Source organism: Paenibacillus vortex V453, from assembly GCF_000193415.1.
Taxonomy (GTDB): domain Bacteria; phylum Bacillota; class Bacilli; order Paenibacillales; family Paenibacillaceae; genus Paenibacillus_AQ; species Paenibacillus_AQ glucanolyticus.
Genome location: NZ_ADHJ01000037.1, coordinates 486,392 through 510,619, shown reverse-complemented (window position 1 = coordinate 510,619; position 24,228 = coordinate 486,392). Strand labels below are relative to the sequence as shown.

Below are 24,228 nucleotides of genomic sequence, written 5' to 3'. Positions count from 1 at the left end.
AGCAAGGAAATTAAAATGGATGTTCTGAAGGAAGTCGGAAACATCGGAGCGGGCAATGCGGCAACTGCCCTCTCCCGCTTGCTTAACAAACCTATTGATATGGCAGTTCCCCAAGTTCAGCTGCTGCCGTTTGAACAGATCGCGGAAAGTGTAGGCGGTAGTGAACAACTTGTTCTTGCCGTATTCTTGCGGGTGGAGGGAAGCGCGCCGGGAAATCTCTTTTTTATCATGAGTCCGGAAGCGGGGAAGAACCTGCTGCAGAATCTGGCAGGCATCGAAGTGTCGGAGGAGGAACAATTCTCTGAGATGGAGCAGTCTGCGCTGTGCGAGATCGGAAATATTTTGTCGGGATCGTATTTATCCTCGCTGGCCGATTTCACCAATCTGTCCATGACGCCTACCGTTCCTGCGTTAGCGATGGACATGGCGGGTGCGATCTTAAGTTATGGATTGATACAGTTTGGTGAGATGGGAGACGATGCCCTCTTAATCAACACGACGTTTCTAGAAGGGCAGAACGAGGTGGAAGGTCAATTCTTCCTGATTCCCGATCCACAATCATTTGCTCAAATATTCGAAGCTTTAGGAGTGCCTTTAGAGCATGATTGAAGAACAAAGCATAGTGAAAGTAGCGATGGCGGATCTGAACGTCGCAGGTCCAAACGGTATTTTGCGTACAACCGGTCTGGGGTCATGTGTCGGACTTACGTTGTATGATCCGGTGACGAAGATCGGTGGCATGGCGCATGTGATGCTCCCCTCTTCAGCGATTGCCAGAGAAGGGCAGCTAAACCTGGCGAAGTACGCGGATACGGCTCTTCCTATTCTGCTGAACAAGATGAGGAATTTGGGAGCTTCGCCAGCACGCATGGTAGCCAAAATGGCCGGCGGAGCCCAGATGTTTGCTTTTGCCGGTTCCGGTGATACCATGCGCATCGGACCTCGCAATGTGGAGTCGTGCAAAGCAGGCCTGGAGCAGATGGGCATTACGCTGATCGCGGAGGATACCGGAGGAAATTATGGAAGAACCGTTGAACTGGACTGTGCAACGGGTAAATTTACAATACGCAGTGTACAAAAGGGCATAAAGGAATTGTAGCCATGATGGGAAAACTCGGTTTTTATATAATGACTGGAATTGCCGGTTTTGTGTTTACTTTTATTTTTACCATACGTAACAATCTGTGGATGACCAGCATGTATCGGGCTCTCCTTGCATTTGCGATCTGGTTTCTTCTGGCGTTCGCGCTGAAATGGATATTTGCTGTCATCATTGCACCGAGAGCTGATAAGAATGGATCTGGGAACTCAAAGGCGCAGAGCGAGCAGGAGAGAGGAACCGTTCTTGATTTATCCACACCTGATGAGGATCGGGAATTGATGGATCTTATTCATTCCGAATCCGGCAGCAAAGAGAACGGTGACTTTGTTCCGCTGAATCCTCCCAAGCTGGTTTCAACGAAAGATCCTGAAGAACTGGCCAAGGCCGTTCGTCACCTTACGGATAAATAAGGAGGGTGAAGGCAATTGGACGAACGAAAAGCTTCTGTGCTGAACCATATGGAATTATGGAGCGCATGGAAGGAAGACGGAGACCATGAAGCGAAGAAGAAACTTATCGAATATCATCTGCACATCGTTGATTATGTTTCAAGCCGTTTGGCCATCGGTCTTCCGAAGAACGTTTCCAAGGGAGATTTGGCCAGCAATGGGGTAATGGGTTTGATTGACGCCATTGAGAAGTTTGATTATAAACGAGGCTTGCAATTCGAAACCTATGCCTCCTGGCGTGTGCGAGGTGCTATTCTGGATTCGCTGCGCCAAGGGGACTGGGTGCCGCGTTCGGTTCGTGAGAAGGCGAAGAGAATTGAAACTGCATATCAGCAGTTGGAACAGAAGTATTTACGCAGCGTCAGTGACTCTGAGATGAGTGATTACCTTGACGTGACCGAGAAGGAGTTCCGGCACATGCTGCAGGAAGTGGCGGTCATGACACTGACATCTTTGGAGGATCCGATCCGCGAGGAGGAGTCTGAGACCCGAATGTCGCTCCTGGTTGATGAGAAAGCGAAGAATCCGGATCACAAGGTCCATGAATTTTATCTGCGAGAAGCCCTGATGAAGGGAATCGGTAAATTGACCCCGAAAGAGCGAACTGTAGTTTCCTTATTATATTATGAGGATTTATCACTCAGTGAAATTGCTGAAGTGATGTCGCTATCACCTTCACGAATATCACAGCTTCATTCCAAGGCGATTTTGAGACTTCGGGGCGCGCTCGATAAAGATCGGGATTTGCTGATGCAAAACGACTGACGCTTGCCATTTATGAAGGGGGTTCCTGGATTGTCTGTAGATTATGCATTGGATCAGTACTTTAGCGTTACGCTATCGGATGACAAAGTCGTCGCCTATATACAGTTCACCAACTGGGAGAAGGATTTCTCCTGCTCTGTAGAAGCTCTTGAACAATTTCTGAGAAGCCACCAGGTACGATATGGACTTCAACATGATACGTTGCGACGAATCGCAGATCATTCGGAGGAATATCAATATAGTAGAACGCCGATTGCAATGGGAACGGAGCCTATGCACGGACAGAACGGCAAAATAGAGTTCACCGTTAATTTGGGGAATCAGACGAATCTGAAGCCGCTGGAGATCGAAGATGGCAAAGTCGATTATAAAGAAGTGATTCGTTTAAATAATGTGAAGAAGGGCCAATTGATTGCAACACGAATCCCGCCAACGAAAGGAGTTCCTGGCACTGCGGTTACCGGTGAGGAAATACCGAGTAAACCAGGCAAGGAAGCTCATTTCAAAGTGGGGAAGAACGTTGTGGTCAATGCTGAGAAAAGCGCAATGTATGCGGCGCTGGACGGGCTGCTGACCAAAACGGAAAAGGGAAAAATCAATGTGTTTCCGGTATATGAAATCAATGGCGATGTTGACTACAGTATTGGCAACATTGACTTTGTCGGTACGGTGGTCATTCGCGGGAACGTTCTTACCGGATTCAGAATCAAGGCAGCAGGGGACATTCGTGTTACCGGCTTTGTGGAAGGCGCAGAGCTCGACGCAGAGGGCTCCATCGATATTTCCGGGGGAATAATCGGATATAATAAGGGGTTTGTAAAGGCTGGACAGGATGTCAAGAGCTCGTTTATCCAGGATGGAAATGTTATAGCCGGTGCTAGCGTATTTGTCTCGCAGAGCATTATGCACTCCAATATCCGTGCGGTTCAGAACATCGAGTGCAACGGCATGAAGGGTCTCGTCGTAGGCGGCGTCCTGCAGGCCGGGGAGAAAGTAGTAGCCCGGACGATCGGAAATACCATGTCGACTGCTACCGTCATCGAGGTTGGGGTTCTTCCCGAACTGCGGAATGAACTGGCGGATCTGAGAGCGCAGCTGAAGCTGTCGATTGAGAGTATGGATAAAACGGATAAAGCACTTTATCTACTGAATCAGTTGGCTTCGTCAGGCCAGTTGTCGCCAGACAAACTCGCGCTGCGCATTAAGCTGAATGCTACCAAGAAATCGAATGTGGCCGAACAAGCGGATATTAAAGACCGTATGCTCGAAATCGAGAAGATGCTTGAGGATACTGGCAAAGCGAGAGTTAATGTGGTAAAGACGATCTACGGCGGCGCCAAAATTGTCATCGGGAGGTATACCCGATTTGTTAAGGACCCCACACAGCGGGTTTCTTTTTACTATCATGAAGGAGATATCACCATGGTGCCGTTATTGTAGGGTAGAACAGACATATTAAATGCTTGTGGATATGATCCTGGCTATGAGGTGATTCCATTGAGTTTAAAATCGGTAGAAATGCAAATCGCAGTACCAAGAACCAACGAAGCGGGCAAAATCCATAATGAGTTCCAGCAGCGCCCCATGAACGATCAGACATTGCTTGCCGGGGAACAGATCAAGAACAGCCGCGCGGAAGCACAGCGAAGCACGGAAGTTAGCGAGACAGCGGAGACAGCTGTTCGTGATGACGGGAGCCGTCAGTCTCCAGGACAGCAAGAACGGGGATCATCCGAGTCGGGCGAATCTGTGGAGCAGCCGGCGGAGCATCCCTATAAAGGCAGGAATTTTGATGTTTCTCTCTAGATAATTTATTGGCACAAAGGAGTTAATGGATTTGGGACCGTGGATATATATCGTGCTGCTTGGCGTAGCGGCGGTGCTGTATGCTTTTATGCTGCCGAAACGCCGTGAAGAGAGTGTATCCAGCGAGCGGGTTGTAAAAGAAGTGGAGAACACGCTTGAAGGGTACATGGCGGAAATCCAGAACGAGAACGAGCAGCTTGTAGAGCTGGTAAGTCAAATGAAGCAAGAGCTTCGTGCAAAGCAACAGGAACAGCAAGAGCAGGTGAGTGATTTGCGTCAACGCATGCTTGTAATGGAGCAGAAAATGATTGAATCCGAAACCCGTCTTCGAACGACGGAGGACAAGTTGGTTCATGCCGCTTCCTTGTCTGCAGATCGGGCTGCCGCTTCTTCAGAGGCAGAGGTGTCTCCTCCGGTCGACTCCATCAAATCCAGGTACGCGGAGCTGTTTGATCTGCATGGGCAAGGGAAATCTATCGATATGATTGCCAAGGCGACGGGGCTTCAGCGAGGCGAGGTTCAGCTTATTATTCAATTAGCCAAACAGGAGGAGTCCGCGTGATCAAGAACCGTACATTTATGATGGGCCTTGGCAGCGGTCTTGTTGTCGGCGCGATACTGCTCCAGCTGATGTGGATCGGTCAAGGATCAACCGCATCGGATACAAAGGATTTAACGAAGGAGCAGCTGATGGCTGCTGCGGAAGCTCTGGACATGCAAGTGATTGAACCCTCGGAAGAACTGTTGACCGCGGACCAGTGGGAAGAGAAAAAGCTCAGTGAGCGTTCTTCAGACACCGAAGGATCGGATAAGGCCAAGGAAATAGGAACGAAGCAGCCGGATATACCGGAACAGCCGGAAAAACCTGAAGCGGATGGCAAAGACCAGAAACCCAAAGAGATAAACAAGCCGGCGGAGCCGAAGACACCTGTTAAGGCAAGTGCCCCCATCAAAGTCAATATTCGAGCTGGAAATAACCTTAGTGATGTGGCAAGTCACCTTTTGAGCGCCGGCGTGATTGACAACAAACAGGCATTCATCAATAAAGCAACGGAGAAAAAAATCAACACATCGATCCAGAGCGGGACCTATTCGTTTACAGCAGGTGAGAGTTACAATTCGATTATTACAAAAATCACAGCAAAACCCTCCAACTAGCATCCTGGTTGAGAGTGGTTTTTTTCTTTATAGGGCCCTGTCCGACCGTTGATCCTCTGAACCTCGTTTAGAACACAAAAGAATTGCAACCTGCCCATGGTTATGTTATAGTAATTGACGGTGTTAAAACACACGCCAGAGTGATTTCGTTGAGGGTGCTTCCAGGATTGGGAGTCTTAATGAAAAATGATCTTGGCGGAGGGACACACAAAAACCAAACTTAGGAGGTGCGTGAAGATGGCAGTAATCTCCATGAAACAGCTTTTGGAAGCTGGCGTTCACTTCGGTCACCAGACTCGTCGCTGGAACCCGAAAATGGATAAATTTATCTTCACTGAAAGAAACGGTATCTACATTATTGACCTGACAAAAAACGGTCAAGAAAGTTGAAGAGGCATTCAACTTCGTGAAAAACGTAGCTGGAGAGAACGGTACAATCCTGTTCGTCGGCACGAAAAAACAAGCTCAAGATTCCGTGAAAGAAGAAGCAGAGCGTTGCGGTATGTACTACATCAACCAACGTTGGCTCGGCGGAACTTTGACCAACTTCGAAACGATCCAAAAGCGTATCAATCGCTTGAAGCAACTCGAAGCTTGGGAAGAAGACGGCACGTTCCAAGTATTGCCTAAGAAAGAAGTCATCCTTCTCCGCAAAGAGAAAGATCGTCTTGAGAAATTCCTGGGCGGTATCAAGAACATGAAGGGTCTTCCAAGCGCATTGTTCGTTATCGATCCTCGTAAAGAGCGCATCGCAGTAGCGGAAGCTCGCAAATTGGGTATCCCAATCGTAGGTATCGTTGATACGAACTGTGATCCGGATGAAATCGACTATGTAATCCCAGGTAACGATGACGCGATTCGCGCGGTTAAATTGTTGACTGGTAAGATGGCTGATGCCGTTGTTGAAGCTCACCAAGGTGAAGAAACAACAGCTTAATCGGGATTAAACGTATAAAGAATGAATTAAATGAAAAGGGTGGTTGGTAGGTGGATAACCTCTCACTGCCCTTTTTTTAAGATGTCAGAGCCAACAACGCTCATCAGTTGCGCTCCTGATTTCGCAAGGAAACGAATACTTAAAGCAGTCTGGCTTCTTGAAGAGCAGGTGTGCAGACATTTTGTCTTCAGGTCAGAAAGCACACTTCATCATACCAATTTGGAGGGAATTCTAATGGCAGTATCAGCTAGTGCGGTAAAAGAACTTCGCGAAAGAACAGGCGCAGGCATGCTGGATTGTAAAAAAGCGCTGGATGAAACAAATGGTGATATCGACAAAGCGATCGCGGTACTTCGTGAGAAAGGCTTGTCAGCAGCAGCTAACAAAGCTGGACGCGTTGCAACTGAAGGCGTTGTAGAATCCTATATTCACGGCGGCGGACGTATTGGCGTTCTCGTTGAAATCAACTGTGAAACCGACTTCGTAGGCAAAACAGATCAATTTAAAGAGTTTGCTCGCGATATCGCAATGCATATTGCTGCTGCAAATCCTAAATTTGTTCGTCGTGAAGAAGTTCCAACGGAAGAGCTTGAGAAAGAAAAAGAAATCTTGAAGAACCAAGCTTTGAACGAAGGCAAGCCTGAGAAAATCGTTGAAAAAATGGTTGAAGGCCGTATCAACAAGTACTATGAAGAGTATTGCTTGCTTGAGCAATCCTTCATCAAGGATCCGGACAAAACGATCAACACGCTGCTTAACGAAAAAATCAGCACGATCGGTGAGAACATCTCCATTCGTCGTTTTGCTCGCTTTGAGCTGGGCGAGGGCCTAGAGAAGAAACAAGACAACTTCGTTGAGGAAGTTATGGCCCAGGTGAATAAATAAGCCGAATAGGCTAATATAAGTATAGAAAAGAGTGGAACACACCTGTGTTCCTTCTTTTTTAAGAGATATAAAAGGCATAAAGAGAGATAAGATTGTTATAAACTCGGAGTGAAGGCTACCCTTATCTCACTAGAAAGAATGGAATCAAGTCTTAATTAGACGACCAGAAGTTTCTACTTGAGACGGATGTTTTTACCCGATTTTTATAAACCGTCAAGCAGTGCCGGTGTGTCTGTCTGTCGTTTTTCAAACGGGCGTCGTATTCTTAGGCGCCGTCTTAAAGTGGAGGGTTATCATTTGGAACAGCCTGTATATAAACGAGTGATATTGAAAGTCAGTGGGGAATCCCTTTCAGGGCAGAATGGATATGGTATTGATGCTGAGACGATCTCATCGATCGCTGAGCAGGTTCGAGAGGTGGTCGAGCTTGGTGTTGAGGTCGCTATCGTATGCGGCGGCGGAAACATCTGGCGCGGTATCGCCGGCAGCGCGAACGGAATTGACCGTGCAACGGCGGATTATATGGGAATGCTCGCCACGGTGATGAACTCTTTGGCTCTTCAGGATGCCCTGGAGCAGATCGATGTGCCGACTCGGGTACAAACCTCTATCTCAATGCAGCAAATTGCCGAGCCATATATCCGCCGCAGAGCCATTCGGCATTTGGAAAAAGGCCGTGTCGTCATTTTTGCGGCAGGAACAGGTAACCCTTACTTCTCCACCGATACGACTGCAGCGCTTCGCGCAGCGGAAATCGAAGCAGAAGTGATTCTCATGGCGAAGAATAAGGTGGACGGAGTGTACTCTGCTGATCCATTTAAGGATGAAACTGCCGAGAAGTACGAGCAGCTGACGTATCTAGACGTATTGAACAAAAACCTTGGGGTAATGGACTCTACAGCTTCATCGTTATGTATGGACAACAACATCCCGCTCATCGTCTTCGCTATCACGGAGCAAGGTAATATCAAGCGCGTCGTTCTGGGCGAGAAGATCGGAACGATCGTTAAAGGGAGTGTAGATTAATGCCGCAATCGGTGAAAAAGAATGCAGAAGAACGCATGGAAAAAGCGATCCTGTCTTTGAAACGTGACCTGGCAACTCTGCGCGCAGGGCGGGCAGCGCCGGCGCTGCTGGACCGGATCACGGTTGAATACTACGGAGCACCAACTCCGCTCAATCAGTTGGCGAACATCAGTACGCCGGATTCCAGAACGCTTATGATTCAGCCCTGGGACAAGTCGTCCTTGGCCGATATCGAGAAAGCGATCATGAAATCGGATATTGGATTGACACCGGCGAACGATGGCAATCAAATTCGTCTCGTCGTTCCTGCTCTGACGGAAGAGCGCAGAACCGAACTGGTAAAAATGACGAAGAAATTCGGCGAAGAAGCGAAAGTGGCCATCCGCAACATTCGCCGCGATGCCAATGATGACATCAAAAAATTGGAGAAAACGGATATTTCCGAGGACGAGTCCCGGAGACATCAGGAAGATATCCAAAAAGCGACGGATAAATTTATCGCAGAAGTCGACAAAGTCCTCGTTGCCAAAGAAAAAGAAATCATGGAAGTTTAAGAGACTTGTGGCCCCTCCGGTTTATGGTGGGGTTTGTCTCTTTTTTTGTCAGAAAGATGCCTGGAGGAAATGGAATGATCAAACGGGTTCGATCGTGGTTGAATCAGGAGGACAGTCAGCAGACGCATCAGCTCTCTCCGGACAACATCCCTCATCATGTAGCTATCATCATGGATGGTAATGGACGTTGGGCGAAACGGCGCGGTATGCCGCGGATCGTTGGCCATACAGAACGGCATGAAGGCTGTTAAAAGAGCAGCCATTGCTGCAGATGATTTGGGAATTAAAATATTGACGATGTATGCTTTTTCTACAGAAAACTGGACACGTCCGAAGGATGAGGTCGATTTTCTTATGAAGCTTCCGCAAGAGTTCCTGGCTATTGAGCTTGAAGAGCTGATTGAGAAAAATGTTCAGGTCAGAATGATGGGGCATCCGGAAGAACTTCCGTCCCATACCGTGTCCGCGATGGAAGAAGCTGTTGCGAAGACAGCCGGCAATAACGGTCTTGTGCTTAACTTTGCGCTCAATTACGGCAGCCGTAAAGAGATCACGGAAAGTTTTAAAGCGCTTGGACAAGAAATAAGTGACGGAATCCTTCGTCCTGAGGATATTACAGAGGAACTGATTGGCAGGCGGCTCCTCACAGGCGAATTGCCAGATCCGGATTTACTGATCCGTACAAGCGGCGAGCTGCGTCTGAGCAATTTTATGTTATGGCAGCTGGCGTATAGTGAGTTATGGTTTACTGACGCATATTGGCCGGAATTCACCAAGGATCACTTGGTGGAGGCAATAGCCGAATACCAACAAAGAACAAGACGCTACGGTGGACTGTCGTAGCCGATGGAGGATGGAACGTTTTGAAACAGCGATTGATTACCGGAATTATAGCGGGAGCGGTCTTTTTAGGATTATGTTTCATAGGCGGTCTGTGGTACCATCTTCTTATTCTGGCGATGGCACTAATCGGTTATTATGAGTTTCTGCGCATGACCAATACGGCACCGTTCGGAGGAACGGCATGGATAGGGTACGCGGGGGTGCTGTTGTTTGTATTCCCATGGGGTCCGCTTAAGTTGGATTTTCAGATCCCGTGGGAGCATGTTCTGTGGCTCCTGCTGCTCTTGTTTCTGCTGGCGACAGTGTTCACAAAAAATGTGATTGATATTAAGCGGGTCTCATTATTGTTTTTGGCGTCAGCTTATATCGGAATCGGTTTTTCCTTCATTGCCGAATCGCGACATGCTCCTGACGGTCATGGAATATTCTGGACTTTCCTGCTGTTGGCCTCCATCTGGGCAAGTGATGCAGGAGCCTATTTTGTCGGCCGTGCAATGGGTCGCCACAAATTATGGCCTTCTATCAGTCCGAACAAAACCATTGAAGGTGCGGTAGGCGGAGTTGTCATCGCCGTGTTCACTTCTTTGCTCTTTTCATTCTTCTCTGACGGATTCCTGGCAGCTGGACAAGCGATTCTAATCGGGTTGTCCTGCGCCGTAATCGGTCAGCTTGGAGATTTGGTACAATCCGCATATAAACGGGTGTATGGCATCAAGGATTCAGGCAAATTGCTGCCCGGACATGGAGGAATACTGGACCGATGTGACAGTTGGATCGTTGTATTTCCGTTCGTACATATATTGAGTCTCCTGCCTTACTGATGAAAGGAAAGATGTGCATGAAGAAAATCAGCATACTCGGCTCCACCGGTTCCATTGGTACGCAGACCTTGGACGTGGTGAGAATGCATCGGGAAGAATTTCAGGTGGAGGGTCTGGCTGCAGGAAGCAATTCGGATTTGCTGCTTCAGCAGGTTAAGGAATTTGCTCCGCGAAAAGTGTCGGTTGCTTCGAAAGAGCTTGCCGACAAAATCAGACACGAGCTTCCCGCTGGAACAGAAATCTACTACGGCCGTGAAGGGCTGGTAGAGATAGCGGCAGGGACGGACGCGGAGTTGGTCGTTACAGCCGTTGTTGGAAGCATGGGCCTCCCTTCTACGCTTGCAGCGATTGAAGAGGGGAAAACGATCGGACTTGCCAATAAGGAAACCCTCGTGACTGCAGGTCACCTGGTTACTGCTCGTGCGGCGGCCAAAGGGGTAAAACTCCTGCCTATCGACAGTGAGCATTCCGCTATCTTCCAATGCTTGAATGGAGAACGGCAGGAGGATATTGAAAGGATTACCTTGACGGCATCCGGAGGCTCTTTTCGGGATTATACGCGTGAGCAGCTGGTCCATGTCACAGTGGAGGACGCGCTTAAACATCCCAACTGGTCTATGGGGGCGAAAATCACGATAGATTCAGCCACCATGGTGAACAAGGGGTTAGAGGTGATGGAAGCCCATTGGCTTTATCAGATTCCTTATGACAACATTTCCGTTCTTCTTCATCCGGAGAGCATTATCCATTCCTTTGTAGAATTCCGCGATTCCAGCATCATCGCACAGCTTGGCAATCCGGATATGCGGGTACCGATTCAATACGCGCTGACCTATCCGGAACGTTGGTCTTCGCCTGCTCCAAGGCTATCTCTGGCGGAGGCGGGCAAGCTTCACTTCCGGGAAATGGACCTTGAACGTTTTCCTTGTTTAAGGCTTGCTTATGAATGTGGTAAAATGGGTGGGACAGCACCAACGGTATTTAATGCAGCCAATGAAATCGCCGTTGCCCGGTTTCTGCGCAGTGAAATCTCTTTTCTGCGGATCGAAGAGATTATAGAAGAAGTGCTGCATGGTCATGACAACACACCGGAGCCGGCACTGGAGACGATTGAAGAGAGTGATCGGCTAGCACGTGAATTAGCTTCCCGACTATAGGAATTGAAGCTGTTTTTGAAATCTCCCTTGAAAAAAGCTGACGATTTGTGATTCTCTTGTGGACGATAGGAGAATAATGATAATCTATAGGGACATACTGCGTTCTCAGAGGAAAAGGGGGATGTAAAGAATTGGAAATGGTTCGGGTCGTTTTTTTAACGGTGCTCATGTTTTTTGTTATTGTTACCGTGCACGAATGGGGGCACTATTATTTTGCCCGGCGTGCCGGAATATTGGTTCGGGAGTTCGCGATTGGATTTGGTCCAAAGCTGTTCTCATATAAACGCCATGAAACCCAGTTCACGCTTCGTCTTCTTCCATTCGGGGGATATGCCCGCATGGCGGGAGAAGATCCGGAACTTGTCGAGATTCAGGCTGGTCAGACGATTGCGGTTCGATTGAATGCAGAGAATCAAGTGAAGAAGATTTACCTGGATCAACTCGACAACCGTAAAAATGTCATTCGCGGTGAAGTTCAGTTCATGGATATGGTCGATCGTTTATCGGTAAGGCTTGATGTCGATGGTGAATTCCAGCAATATGAAATCCATCCACAGGCGCTGACGGTTGCCAAAGGTGTTGAGACGCAGATCGCACCAAGAGACCGTCAGTTCGGCAGCAAGACCGTTGGTCAAAGAGCGCTTGCGATATTTGCAGGCCCTGTCATGAACTTCATCCTGGCCTTCATCCTCTTTGCCCTGCACATTCAAATGGCCGGAATTCCGGTGGATAATCCAACTTATGTGCAGATTGGCGAGATCACCAAAGGCATGCCTGCAGACGAAGCCGACCTCAAGGAAGGCGACATCATCGAGAGTATTAACGGAACCGCCATTGGTGCCGATTATCAGAAGATGATCGAATTGATTGCGGCTTCCCAGGACAAGCCGATGGAATGGACGGTACGACGGGGAGAGGAATCCTTCGATCTGACGTTAACCCCTCGCACGATGGAGGGACAGGAAGGCGGTAAGGTCGGGATTGTTCCTGAACTTCCTACTCGATCCGCCGGTCTAGGTGAGACGATTACCGGCTCCGGGACAGCGATGGTAGACACAACCAATATCATCTTCCAAGGATTCAGGCAGTTGATTCAGAAGTTCTCGATGGACGACCTTGGCGGTCCTGTACGAACGTTTGAGGTCACAGGCCAAATTGCAAAACAGGGCATTGAACAGCTGACCTACTGGGCGGCAATATTAAGCTTGTATCTAGGTATATTCAACCTGCTGCCGATTCCGGCACTGGATGGAAGCCGGCTTGTATTCTTAGGCATCGAAGCTTTACGGGGTAAACCTGTTGATCCGAACAGGGAAGGCATGGTTCACTTTGTCGGGTTTGCAATGCTGTTCCTGCTCATGATTGCAGTAACCTATAATGATATACTACGATTGATTAACGGATAGACCCCAGGTACGGCTCGGTGCGCCAGCCGCATCAGAGCCGTACCTTTTCTATTTCGGGGAGAATCCTAGTGCAGGACATATTTTTACAATTAAACAAGGCTGACTTCAATGTCGGCTTGCTCACACATATTGCCAAAATAACGTAAGTCAAGCCCCTGAATCAGGAGCGAAAGACCACGCGTTTTTATTAATGGGAGGAACACGATTTATATGTCTAAGGAATCGAAGGATAAACAATTCGTGACAGAGATCACGCCGCAAGGGGAAGATTTCTCGCGCTGGTATATCGATGTCATCAAAAAAGCCGACTTGATGGATTATTCTCCAGTCAGAGGATGTATCGTTTTCAAACCGGACGGTTATGAAATTTGGGAGCATATTCAAGCAGAGTTGGACCGTCGCTTTAAGGCAACGGGACACCGGAACGCCTACTTCCCTCTTTTTATTCCCGAGAGCTTTTTCCAGAAGGAAAAGGAGCATGTCGAAGGCTTTAACCCTGAGCTGCCTTGGGTAACGGAAGCAGCTGGCGAGAAGCTTGAAGAACGTCTGGCTATCCGTCCGACTTCGGAGACGATGTTTGGGCATATGTACTCCAAATGGATTCAATCCTATCGTGATCTCCCTGTGCTGATTAACCAGTGGGCGAACGTGGTACGCTGGGAAAAACGCACATTGCCGTTCCTGCGTACAAGTGAGTTTTTATGGCAGGAAGGCCACACCGCTCACGAGACGGAAGTGGAAGCTAGAGGGGAAACTATGCAAATGCTCGATATCTACCAGCAGTTTGTGGAGGATTATCTTGCGATTCCGGTCATTAAAGGGCAGAAGACTCCTTCGGAGAAATTTGCAGGAGCTGTTGATACGTTCTCCATCGAAGCGATGATGAAGGACGGACGGGCTGTTCAAGCGGGTACCTCTCACTACATGGGCACCAATTTCTCGCAAGCCTTTGAAATTCAATATTTGAACCGTGAAAATACATTGGAATATGCACATACCACTTCCTGGGGTGTCAGCACACGTCTGATCGGTTCCCTCATTATGGTCCATGGGGATGACCGGGGCTTGGTGCTTCCTCCTAAAGTCGCACCGACTCAAGTGATCATGATCCCGATTGGTCCTCCGAAGACAAGAGAGGCTGTTGTAGGACGTACGGACGAGCTGTTCCGTGAACTGAAGTCTGCCGGTATTCGTGTGCGGGTTGATGACAATCCGGATGTGCGTCCAGGCTGGAAATTTAATGAATATGAAATGCGCGGAGTACCGGTACGTTTGGAGATTGGACCGCGTGACATGGAGAATGGTGTCTGCGTGCTGGTCTCACGCATTACGGGTGAGAAGAAAATAGTAGAGCAGGCAAACCTGACACAGGAAGTGCAGAACATGCTGGAGCAGGTGCACCAAGAAATGTTTGAGCGTGCGAAGCAGTTCCGTGAAGACCATTTCTATTCGGTAGAGACACTGGATGAAATGAAAGACAGCATGGAAGAGAAACGCGGCTTTACATTGGCAGGTTGGTGCGGATCGGAAGCTTGTGAAGATACGGTGAAACAAGAAACCGGTGCTACAAGCCGAAATATTCCTTTTGAACCGGCTGAGAAGAAAACCAAGTGCCTCGTATGTGGTGAAGCTGCGAAGCATACTGTTTTGTTTGCCAGAGCGTACTAGTATATCGATATTATGAATTCAGCGGGATAGGTTCGGCGAAGGCAGGGCCTTCGTCAAGTCCCGGAGTTCATCATCTGGAGTAAGCTTCCGGATGGCAGTATGGCGGACGCTCTCTTTATTGGAGCAGGACGAATGGGTGCTGCCGGCGGAGGCTTTATTCTGTTTTTTCTGAGAATGTATGCTGGGAGAAGAATTTTTATAGTTTTGTGCATTGCAGGGGGAGGGAACCATGGGCACAACAGAAGATAAAAGGAAGCGATTTGAACTGCTGATGAAGCAGGGAGAAGTTCCGGCCAATCTGGTGGAACCCTATTTTTTGGATGGCGTGATTGAGCAAGTAGAGACAAGCCGGGCGAGCAAGGACTGGAGAATAACCGTTCTTAAGGACACCTTGGTTCCGTCCGAGGTCTACCGTACATTCTGTCTGAGGATTCAGGAGAAGATGAGCCATATCGCCAAGATCAAATTTGTATTCCGGTATGGGAGCAGCGTTCCTGAAGCAGATATCGTGCAAGAATACTGGAGTTTGTTTTTGGAATGGGCCCATCGGGAAATCCCTTCGGTGAATGGATGGATGACAAGGGCCAAACATGAGGTGGAGGATGGACAAGTCCTTCTCTCCATGTCGGACGGCATGTCACTTGAGCTTGCCCGCAAGAAGCAGATCGATTCAGCCATTACCCGTTTCTTCGGACAATACTTTGATCTGACGCTGCGTGTGAAAATGCAGGTTGGAGATAATGGACAGGCGGCTTATGAGGAGTTCGAGCAGAAGAAGCGTGAGGAAGAGCGCGAGGTCATCGAGCAGATCATGAGCAGCATGGAAGCTGAGCTGGATGCGGAGGATGAGGAAGAGGGCGCGGTTCGGCTGCAGGTCGGGTATGATATCAAGGATCAACCGGTTCCGCTCCAGGAGATCCAAGTAACGAAGAGAAGAAAATTACGATTCAGGGGACCATCTTCGGATTGGATCGTAAGGAGCTTCGTCAACGGCAGTACGTTATTCACTATTCTATCTGACAGATTTCAGCGATTCCTTGCAGATGAAAATGTTTGGCAAGACGAAGGACGAACTTAAGGTATTGAGCCTGCTTGAAAACGGCAAGTGGGTGAAGGCGCGCGGACGTGTGGAATATGACCGCTTCATGCAGGTACCGGAACTTGTTATGATTCCGTCGGATCTGGGAGAGGTGCCTTCTCCCCCGAGCCGGAAGGATAATGCAGCCGAGAAGCGGGTGGAATTCCACCTTCACACAACGATGAGCACCATGGATGCCGTCACGCCGATCGACCGGTATATCAAGACAGCGGCCAGTTGGGGCCATAAAGCCATTGCCGTAAGCGATCACGGCGGTGTTCAGTGTTATCCCGATGCAGCCAAGAATGCCAAGAAACACGGGATCAAAATGATGTACGGCATCGAGGCCAATGTCGTGAATGATGCCGTCAACATCGTGGAACAGGCACAGCCGATTGAGCTCAGCAGTGCGACTTATGTGGTGTTTGATATTGAGACTACTGGTTTGTCCATCACCGCAAATAAAATCATCGAGCTTGCAGCCGTTAAAATGAACGAAGGTAAAGAGATTGACCGGTACGCTACCTTTGTGAACCCGCACGAGAGAATTCCGTATCACATCCAGCAATTGACCAACATCAATGACGATATGGTTAAGAATGCCCCCGAGCTGGAGCCGGTGCTCAAAGAGTTTGTGGATTTCGTAGGCGATGCCGTGCTCGTGGCGCATAATGCGCGATTTGATATGGGCTTCATTCAGGCTGCATTGAAGAATGCAGGCATGGATACCCTGGACAATCCGTATCTGGATACGCTGGAGCTGGCCCGTCTTGTGCATCCGGGACTCAAGAATCACCGTCTTAACACCATGGCTGACAAGTATAAGGTTCTACTGGAGAGCCATCACCGTGCGATTGATGATACAGTTGCGCTGGCAGGAATTCTGAACGGACTGCTTGGCGATGTGGAAAAAACAAAAGGCGTCAAAATGCTGGACCGCCTTAACGATTATGTTGGGACAGATCTGTCCAACACGCGTCCATTCCACTGCGGTATTTATGCACTGAACATGACTGGCAAGAAAAACCTGTACAAGCTGGTCTCCATGTCCCATACCCAATATTTCAAGCGCGTGCCCTGCATCCCTAAATCCAAACTTCAAGAGATGCGGGATGGGTTGCTCGTGCTGTCCGGCTGTGAAAAGGGAGAGTTCTTCGAAACGGTGCTGAACAAGACGGAGGAGGAGGCCGAAGAAATCGCAGATTTCTACGATGTTCTGGAGATTCAGCCTTTGACGATGTACATGCACCTCGTGGATAAGGGACTGGTCGGCAGCCCCGAAGAGATTAAAACGGCGATTTCCAAAATCGTACGCATCGGGGAGAAGCTGAACAAGCCGGTCATTGCTACAGGGAATGTGCATTATCTCGAACCACGGGACAAGCTGTTTCGGGATATTACCATTCATGGCATTACCGGTTTCAGCCCGCTCAAGGATTTGCGCAAGCCGGATGCCCATTTCCGGACCACGGAAGAGATGCTGGAGGAATTCGAGTTCTTGGGTCAGAGCAAATGTTATGAGGTTGTTGTGACTAACACGAACGAGCTCGCGGACCGCTTTGAAGAATTAGAGTTATTCCCGGATAAACTGTTTACTCCAATCCTTGAGGGTGCGGATGAAGAGATTCGTAACACTTGCTACGATACGGCCAAGTCGATCTATGGGGAGAACTTGCCTGAAGTCGTGGTCGCGCGGCTGGAGAAAGAACTGGAGCCGATTATCAAATACGGTTTCTCAGCGAACTATCTGATTTCCGAGAAACTGGTTAAAAAATCGAACCGGGACGGCTATTTGGTAGGCTCGCGGGGATCGGTAGGCTCTTCCGTTGTTGCCACATTCCTTGGCATATCCGAGGTTAACCCGCTCCCTGCTCATTATATTTGCATCAATAGTGATTGCAAGCATAGCGAATGGTTCCTGGACGGCAGCGTGCCGAGCGGTTTCGATTTGCCCGACAAAGCATGTCCGGAGTGCGGAAACATGATGAAAGGCGAGGGACAGGATATACCTTTCGAAACGTTCCTCGGTTTCAAAGGGGACAAGGTTCCCGATATTGACTTGAACTTCTCCGGTGAATATCAGCCGCTTGCCCATAATTTCACCAAGGAGATGTTTGGTGAGAAGAATGTATTCCGTGCCGGCACCATCGGTACCGTGGCAGAAAAGACGGCTTTTGGTTTTGCCAAGAAGTATGAGGAGCACAACAACAAGCGCTGGCGCGGTGCGGAATTGAACCGGCTTGCGTCAGGCTGTACCGGCGTTAAGCGGAGCACAGGTCAGCATCCCGGCGGGATTGTTGTTGTACCGGATTATATCGAGGTGGAAGAGATAACGCCTGTGCAGTTTCCGGCGGATGACGTCAACGCCGAGTGGAAAACAACGCATTTTGACTATCATGCCTTTGAGGCGAATCTTCTCAAGCTGGATATACTCGGTCACGATGATCCGACCATGATGAGAATGCTTCAGGATTTGACCGGGGTGGATCCAACCACCATTCCGATGAATGATCCGAAGGTCATGAGTATGTTCAACTCCACGGAATCCCTGGGTGTAAGGCCAGAGCAAATACGCTCGCCTGTGGCTACATTCGGTGTTCCGGAGATGGGGACAAAATTCGTTCGCCAGATGCTGGTTGAATCCCAGCCATCGAGTTTTGCCGACTTATTGCAAATTTCGGGCCTGTCCCACGGGACCGGCGTTTGGCTTGGCAATGCCCAGGAGTTAATCAAGAATGGCACATGCAACATCAAAACCGTAATCGGCTGTCGTGACGATATCATGTTATTTCTGATCTATAAGGCCGGTATGGACGCAAGCCTCGCATTTAAGATCACGGAAAGCGTGCGTAAAGGTCGGGGGCTGTCGCAGGAATGGATCGACGAGATGAAGAGATGTAAAGTGCCGCAGTGGTACATTGATTCCTGTCTCAAAATCCAGTACATGTTCCCCAAAGCCCACGCCGCCGCATATGTTATTTCAGCGGTGCGAACGGCTTACTTCAAGCTGTATTATCCGATTGAATATTACGCAACGTACTTCTCGGTACGTGCCGAGGATTTTGACATTGAATTATGCTGTCAGGGCTATGAAGCGATATACCGGCGCATTGAAGAGATCGAGCAGCTGGGTTTTGGAGCGAGTCCGAAGGAAAAAGGAATGCTGCCGATTTTGGAGATGGCGCTGGAAATGACCGCAAGGGGATTCAGCTTTAAGAATATCGACCTCTATCAGTCGGATGCGCTAAGATTCAAGGTGGATGGAAATTCACTCATTCCGCCATTCTCGGCCTTGCAGGGGATCGGGGATAACGCGGCCCGCAACATTGCCGCCGCGAGGGAATTCGGCGAGTTCCTCTCCATTGAGGATTTCCAGCAAAAATCGAAGGCGAGTAAAACCGCGGTGGAGCTGTTAACCCAGATGGGCTGCTTCCGTGGTCTGCCGGAGAGTAATCAGTTATCATTGTTCTAATTCTTGTCATTCTTTAATTGCCATGACGCCTTGACAGTCAAGGAGTCATACTTGTCACTATTACCAGACTATGTTATAATTTTTTTGGTAATCATGGAGATAAAACCGTTGTGTAAAGAGTGGGGCAACCCACTCTTTACTCTTTGGTATATAGGAAATGAAGTTGGAGGTTATGTTCTTTGAGCACATCAAAGATTAAAACGACTGTGGAAGAAATGGTGCAGCCGTATTTGAATGAACACGGCTTTGAACTGGTAGATGTGGAATACGTTAAGGAAGGAAGCAACTGGTTCCTGCGCGTGTTTGTTGACAAAGACGGCGGCATTGACATTGACGATTGCGGTTTGATCAGTGAATACTTGAGCCAGAAGCTGGACGAGAACGATCCGATTCCGACAGCTTATTTTCTTGAAGTCTCTTCTCCTGGCGCGGAACGTCCTCTGAAGAAGAAAGAGGATGTTGCGAAGTCTGTTGGCAAGAACGTGTTTGTTACCGTATACGAGCCGATTAACGGATTGAAAGAGTTTGAAGGCAAACTGGAATCCTTTGATAACGAGGAGCTTGTCATTCAAACCGTCAAGAAGCAGTACGTCATTCCATATGCAAAAGTAGCCAGTGCCAGATTGGCCATCATTTTTTAAACGGAAGTTTTGAAAGGGGGAACCGATTTTCAATGAGTATGGATTTTATTGAAGCGATGAACGAGTTGGAGAGAGAAAAGGGCATCAGCAAAGATGTGCTGTTTGAAGCCATTGAAGCGGCACTGATCTCAAGTTACAAACGCAATTTCAACACAGCACAGAATGTCCGCGTTGACATGAATCGTAACACGGGCGTCATCAAGGTGTTTGCACGGAAGCTGATTGTGGACGAGGTTCTGGATCCGCGGACAGAAATTTCACTGCATGCAGCCCGGGAAATCAATCCGCATTTTCAGATTGAAGATATAGCGGAAATCGAGGTTACGCCTCGCGATTTCGGACGGATCGCAGCTCAAACGGCAAAGCAAGTTGTCACCCAGCGCATTAGAGAAGCCGAACGCGGCCTGATCTACAGCGCTTTTATTGACAAGGAAGACGACATTGTAACCGGTACGCTGCAGCGTCAGGATATGCGCAACATCTACATTGATCTTGGCAAGATTGAAGCTGCGCTGCCGCTGACCGAGCTCATGCCGAACGAGAAGTTTAAGCATGGCGACCGGATCAAGGCGTACATTACCAAGGTTGAGAACACAACGAAGGGTCCGCAGATTATGCTGTCCCGTACGCATCCAGGTCTGTTGAAGCGCCTGTTTGAGCTTGAAGTGCCTGAAATCTTTGATGGCGTGGTTGAAATTCGCTCGGTTGCACGTGAAGCTGGATTCCGATCCAAAATTGCGGTGTATTCCCGTAACGACGAAGTCGATCCGGTAGGCTCATGCGTAGGACCGAAAGGTATGCGCGTACAGACGATTGTTAATGAGCTTCGCGGCGAAAAAATTGACATCGTACGCTATTCCGAAGAAGTTGAAGAGTACGTGGCCAATGCACTCAGCCCATCCAAAGTACTTGAAGTCCAGGTATTTGAAGATGAGAAGATGGCACGCGTAATCGTTCCGGATTATCAGCTTTCGCTTGCAATTGGAATCAAAGGTCAGAATGCTCGTCTTGCGGCGAAACTGACAGGCTGGAAGATTGACATTAAGAGTGAAAGTCAAGCGGAACAGGAATTTGGCAGACCGAAATCCCAATCTGGTGAAATGCACCAGGATTCCGTCTCTGTCGATTAATTCCAAGTGACGGGGGGTTGTCGTCTTGAAACAGAGAAAGATACCACTGCGCAAATGTGTAGCGTGCCAGGAAATGATGCCGAAGAAAGAGCTTATCCGGATTGTAAGGACACCTGAGGATGCCGTCCTGATCGATCTCACCGGCAAAAAGTCGGGACGGGGAGCTTATTTATGCGGTAAAGTTTCCTGCTTCAAGCTGGCACACAAAAATAAGTCGTTAGATCGAGCGTTGAAACAGCATGTGAAACCTGAGATCTATGAACAGTTGGCACAGGATTTTATCAAGGTTGAAGATGAATTCCTGGCTGCAAAAGAGAGTGCTGCCGATGATGAATAGGGCGCTTTCTCAGCTCGGCCTGGCCATGAGGGCAGGTAAGGTGGTTACCGGAGATGAGATCGTGCTCAAAGGCATCCGGTCTTCTGAAGCAAAATTGGTTATTCTGGCGGGTGACGCCTCAGATAATACAAAAAAGAAGTTCCGCGATAAATGCGGTTCTTATAAAATCCCTCTGGTAATCGGATTTGACCGGGAAAGTCTGGGCACAAGTGTAGGTAAACCCGAGCGGGTTGTGCTGGCAGTTACGGATCAAGGATTCGCAGAAATGATCTCCAAGAAAATGGAGACAATGTCGGAGGTGGAGTATATTGAGTAAACAAGAAAACAAAGACAATAAACTTCGAGTGTACGAATATGCTAAATCGTTAAACATGAGCAGTAAAGAAATTATTACGATACTTAAGCGTTTAAACATTCCGGTCAATAATCATATGAGCGTAATGGAGAACGATACGGTGTCCAAGGTTGAACAATTCTTCAAAGATATCAAATCCAACGCTGCTGCCAAGCGGGATAGTTCAGAATCTTCCCGAAACGAGAACCGTAAACCTTCGGTTTCCGGAGCCAGTCCGGCTGCAGCGGTATCCAATATTAAATCAGAGGGTACCATCTCTAATGTAAGTACCGAAGGCAGCCGTAATGGGCAGGACGGTATGCGTAATTCAGGACAGCGAGCACCAGGACAACAAGGTCAAAGCCAGCCCAAAAAACAACAGGAAAAGCAGGTAGGTATGAATAGTAGAACTAATCAAAACAACCAGAGTGCTTCAGGTTCCCAGCGTCCCCAAGGAGGACAGGATACCCGAAGAAGTCAGTCTGGCTCCACTCAAGGAGTCCAGCAAAACAATCGTAGCCAAGCATCCAGACCGGCAGGCAGTACACAGACCGGTTCACGTCCACAGGGCGGAGGTCAGGGGGGTGCACGTCCGCAAGGCAGTAATCAGACTGGATCGCGTCCGCAGGGAAGCAACAACCAAGGCGGAGCACGTCCACAGAGCAAACCGGGTGGAACCGGTGGCGGTTTTTCCAGCTCCAACAACAATAGCAATAACAGCCAGAACCGCGGTTCCAGAACCAACAACAACAACAATAACAACCGTCAAGATTCCAAGCGATTTGATGACAACAATCGTCAGGGAGGATTCCGTGGCAACAATCGCGGTGGGAAGAACAACCGTGGCCGGAATCAGTATAATCAGCAGCCGCCTCGTGAAAAAATCGACAACACGCCGAAGAAAATTATCGTCCGTGGCAACATGACCGTCGGTGAAACGGCGAAGCTGCTTCATAAGGACGCTTCCGAAGTCATCAAGAAGCTGATTTTCCTCGGCGTGATGGCCACCATCAACCAGGAGCTGGATATCGATACCATTCTGCTGCTTGCTGGGGAGTTTGGTGTTGAAGTCGAAGTGAAAATTCCGGTTGAGGAAGATCGTTTTGAGACCGTTGAAGAAAATGATACTCCTGAAGAATTGAAAGAGCGTCCACCGGTCGTTACGATCATGGGTCACGTCGATCACGGTAAAACAACGCTGCTTGATGCAATCCGCTCAACTAACGTAACGGGTGGCGAAGCTGGCGGCATTACCCAGCATATCGGTGCTTATCAAGTTGAAATTAACAACAAGAAGATTACGTTCCTGGATACACCGGGTCACGAAGCCTTTACAGCTATGCGTGCACGTGGTGCGCAAGTAACGGATATGACCATTATTGTGGTGGCAGCGGACGACGGCGTAATGCCTCAAACGGTGGAAGCTATTAACCATGCGAAAGCAGCTGGACTGCCAATCATCGTTGCCGTGAACAAAATTGATAAGCCGGATGCCAACCCGGATAAAGTGAAACAAGAGCTGACGGAATATGAGTTAGTGCCTGAAGAGTGGGGCGGAGATACCATCTTTGTTAACGTCTCGGCGAAACAGCGCATGGGTATGGAAGACTTGCTTGAAATGATCCTTCTGGTAGCGGAAGTCAATGAATACAAAGCAAATCCTGACAAGCGTGCGCGCGGTACCGTTATTGAAGCTGAGCTGGATAAAGGCAGAGGCCCGGTAGCACGTATTCTCGTTCAGCATGGTACGCTTAAAGTGGGAGACGCGTTTGTAGCGGGCAACTGCTTCGGACGTATTCGTGCAATGGTTAATGACAAAGGCCGTCGCTTAAAAGAAGCGGGTCCTTCAACGCCGGTTGAAATTACCGGTTTGACTGAAGTTCCGGGTGCCGGCGATCCGTTTATGGTGTTTGAAGATGAGCGTAAAGCTCGTAACATCGCTGATAAACGTTCGATTACCCATCGTCAATCCGAGCTGAACACGAACACCCGCGTTACGCTGGATGATCTATTCCAGCACATTAAAGACGGCGAGATCAAAGATCTTAACGTGATCATCAAAGGTGACGTACAAGGCTCTGTTGAGGCACTGAAAGGTTCCTTGAACAAAATCGAAGTGGAAGGCGTTCGCGTCAAAATCCTCCACAGCGGTGCCGGTGCGATCACGGAATCCGATATTATTTTGGCAGCTGCCTCCAATGCGATTGTTATCGGCTTCAACGTTCGTCCGGACGTTCAAGCGAAGCAAACCGCAGAGCAGGAGAAGGTTGATATTCGTCTGCACCGTGTAATATATAATGTAATCGAGGAAATTGAGCAAGCTATGAAGGGGATGCTCGATCCGGAGTACAAAGAAACCGTGATCGGTCATGCGGAAGTCCGCAGCACCGTTTAAAGTGAGTAAAGTGGGTACGATTGCTGGATGTATGGTGACATCCGGTAAAATTGCACGTAATGCAGAAGCTCGCTTGATCCGTGACGGTATTGTCGTTCATGAAGGCAAGATCGATTCCCTCAAGCGTTTTAAAGATGACGCTAAAGAAGTGGCACAGGGTTATGAGTGTGGTATTACCTTGGTAAGCTATAGCGACGTCAAAGAAGGGGACATCATCGAAGCCTTCATCATGGAGACGGTAGAGCGCTAACGAATGAGGTGATC

The 24,228-nt window shown here is 48.7% G+C and carries 21 protein-coding genes and 3 pseudogenes; all 24 read left to right on the top strand.

What is annotated here, in order from left to right; translation table 11 throughout:
- Positions 1-15: 15 nt before the first annotated feature.
- A complete protein-coding gene (locus PVOR_RS20170; protein ID WP_152826462.1) occupies positions 16-609 on the top strand; it encodes a chemotaxis protein CheC in 594 nt (197 codons plus the stop codon).
- Positions 602-1,099 (top strand): chemotaxis protein CheD, encoded by a 498-nt coding sequence (locus PVOR_RS20165; RefSeq protein ID WP_006211305.1) that lies wholly within the window; start codon positions 602-604, stop codon positions 1,097-1,099. Before PVOR_RS20170 ends, PVOR_RS20165 begins: the two co-directional genes overlap by 8 nt.
- Positions 1,100-1,101: 2 nt before the next feature.
- The gene (locus tag PVOR_RS20160; RefSeq protein WP_040680750.1) at positions 1,102-1,512 is read left to right on the top strand and encodes a hypothetical protein; all 411 of its coding nucleotides are present in this window, start codon (positions 1,102-1,104) and stop codon (positions 1,510-1,512) included.
- A 15-nt stretch (positions 1,513-1,527) separates the two neighbouring features.
- On the top strand, positions 1,528-2,316 hold the full coding sequence (locus tag PVOR_RS20155; RefSeq protein ID WP_006211303.1) for a FliA/WhiG family RNA polymerase sigma factor: 789 nt from the start codon (positions 1,528-1,530) through the stop codon (positions 2,314-2,316).
- A gap of 30 nt (positions 2,317-2,346) precedes the next feature.
- A complete protein-coding gene (locus PVOR_RS20150; protein WP_006211302.1) occupies positions 2,347-3,756 on the top strand; it encodes a DUF342 domain-containing protein in 1,410 nt (469 codons plus the stop codon).
- A 57-nt stretch (positions 3,757-3,813) separates the two neighbouring features.
- Entirely contained in the window at positions 3,814-4,122 is a 309-nt protein-coding gene (locus PVOR_RS20145; protein WP_006211301.1) for a hypothetical protein, read from the top strand.
- Between the two features lie 25 nt (positions 4,123-4,147).
- A complete protein-coding gene (locus PVOR_RS20140) occupies positions 4,148-4,684 on the top strand; it encodes a hypothetical protein (protein WP_040680748.1) in 537 nt (178 codons plus the stop codon).
- Positions 4,681-5,280 (top strand): endolytic transglycosylase MltG, encoded by a 600-nt coding sequence (locus PVOR_RS20135; protein ID WP_006211299.1) that lies wholly within the window; start codon positions 4,681-4,683, stop codon positions 5,278-5,280. Before PVOR_RS20140 ends, PVOR_RS20135 begins: the two co-directional genes overlap by 4 nt.
- Before the next feature lie 237 nt (positions 5,281-5,517).
- A pseudogene (gene rpsB / locus PVOR_RS20130) lies at positions 5,518-6,217 on the top strand (30S ribosomal protein S2).
- 234 nt (positions 6,218-6,451) lie between these two features.
- Positions 6,452-7,102: a translation elongation factor Ts gene (tsf, locus tag PVOR_RS20125; RefSeq protein ID WP_006211298.1), complete on the top strand. Its 651-nt coding sequence runs from the start codon at positions 6,452-6,454 to the stop codon at positions 7,100-7,102.
- Positions 7,103-7,399: 297 nt separating this feature from the next.
- A complete protein-coding gene (gene pyrH, locus PVOR_RS20120) occupies positions 7,400-8,128 on the top strand; it encodes a UMP kinase (RefSeq protein ID WP_006211297.1) in 729 nt (242 codons plus the stop codon).
- The gene (gene frr / locus PVOR_RS20115) at positions 8,128-8,682 is read left to right on the top strand and encodes a ribosome recycling factor (RefSeq protein ID WP_006211296.1); all 555 of its coding nucleotides are present in this window, start codon (positions 8,128-8,130) and stop codon (positions 8,680-8,682) included. Before pyrH ends, frr begins: the two co-directional genes overlap by 1 nt.
- A 74-nt stretch (positions 8,683-8,756) precedes the next feature.
- Positions 8,757-9,525, top strand: a pseudogene (locus PVOR_RS20110) (isoprenyl transferase).
- A 20-nt stretch (positions 9,526-9,545) separates the two neighbouring features.
- Entirely contained in the window at positions 9,546-10,346 is an 801-nt protein-coding gene (locus PVOR_RS20105) for a phosphatidate cytidylyltransferase (protein ID WP_006211295.1), read from the top strand.
- Positions 10,347-10,363: 17 nt separating this feature from the next.
- A complete protein-coding gene (locus PVOR_RS20100; protein ID WP_006211294.1) occupies positions 10,364-11,503 on the top strand; it encodes a 1-deoxy-D-xylulose-5-phosphate reductoisomerase in 1,140 nt (379 codons plus the stop codon).
- Positions 11,504-11,640: 137 nt separating this feature from the next.
- The gene (gene rseP / locus PVOR_RS20095; RefSeq protein ID WP_370511098.1) at positions 11,641-12,909 is read left to right on the top strand and encodes an RIP metalloprotease RseP; all 1,269 of its coding nucleotides are present in this window, start codon (positions 11,641-11,643) and stop codon (positions 12,907-12,909) included.
- Positions 12,910-13,119: 210 nt separating this feature from the next.
- Entirely contained in the window at positions 13,120-14,577 is a 1,458-nt protein-coding gene (gene proS / locus PVOR_RS20090; RefSeq protein WP_006211292.1) for a proline--tRNA ligase, read from the top strand.
- A 229-nt stretch (positions 14,578-14,806) separates the two neighbouring features.
- Positions 14,807-19,127 (top strand): annotated as a pseudogene (locus PVOR_RS20085) (PolC-type DNA polymerase III).
- A gap of 179 nt (positions 19,128-19,306) precedes the next feature.
- Positions 19,307-19,768: a ribosome maturation factor RimP gene (gene rimP, locus PVOR_RS20080; protein WP_006211291.1), complete on the top strand. Its 462-nt coding sequence runs from the start codon at positions 19,307-19,309 to the stop codon at positions 19,766-19,768.
- 32 nt (positions 19,769-19,800) lie between these two features.
- The gene (nusA, locus tag PVOR_RS20075; protein ID WP_006211290.1) at positions 19,801-20,898 is read left to right on the top strand and encodes a transcription termination factor NusA; all 1,098 of its coding nucleotides are present in this window, start codon (positions 19,801-19,803) and stop codon (positions 20,896-20,898) included.
- A 25-nt stretch (positions 20,899-20,923) separates the two neighbouring features.
- Entirely contained in the window at positions 20,924-21,235 is a 312-nt protein-coding gene (rnpM, locus tag PVOR_RS20070; RefSeq protein WP_006211289.1) for an RNase P modulator RnpM, read from the top strand.
- On the top strand, positions 21,228-21,551 hold the full coding sequence (locus PVOR_RS20065; protein WP_172964039.1) for a L7Ae/L30e/S12e/Gadd45 family ribosomal protein: 324 nt from the start codon (positions 21,228-21,230) through the stop codon (positions 21,549-21,551). The genes rnpM and PVOR_RS20065 overlap by 8 nt, the downstream gene beginning before the upstream one ends.
- Positions 21,544-23,964 (top strand): translation initiation factor IF-2, encoded by a 2,421-nt coding sequence (infB, locus tag PVOR_RS20060; RefSeq protein WP_006211287.1) that lies wholly within the window; start codon positions 21,544-21,546, stop codon positions 23,962-23,964. Before PVOR_RS20065 ends, infB begins: the two co-directional genes overlap by 8 nt.
- A complete protein-coding gene (locus tag PVOR_RS33095) occupies positions 23,939-24,214 on the top strand; it encodes an EF-Tu/IF-2/RF-3 family GTPase (RefSeq protein WP_419144519.1) in 276 nt (91 codons plus the stop codon). The genes infB and PVOR_RS33095 overlap by 26 nt, the downstream gene beginning before the upstream one ends.
- The last annotated feature ends 14 nt before the right edge of the window (positions 24,215-24,228 follow it).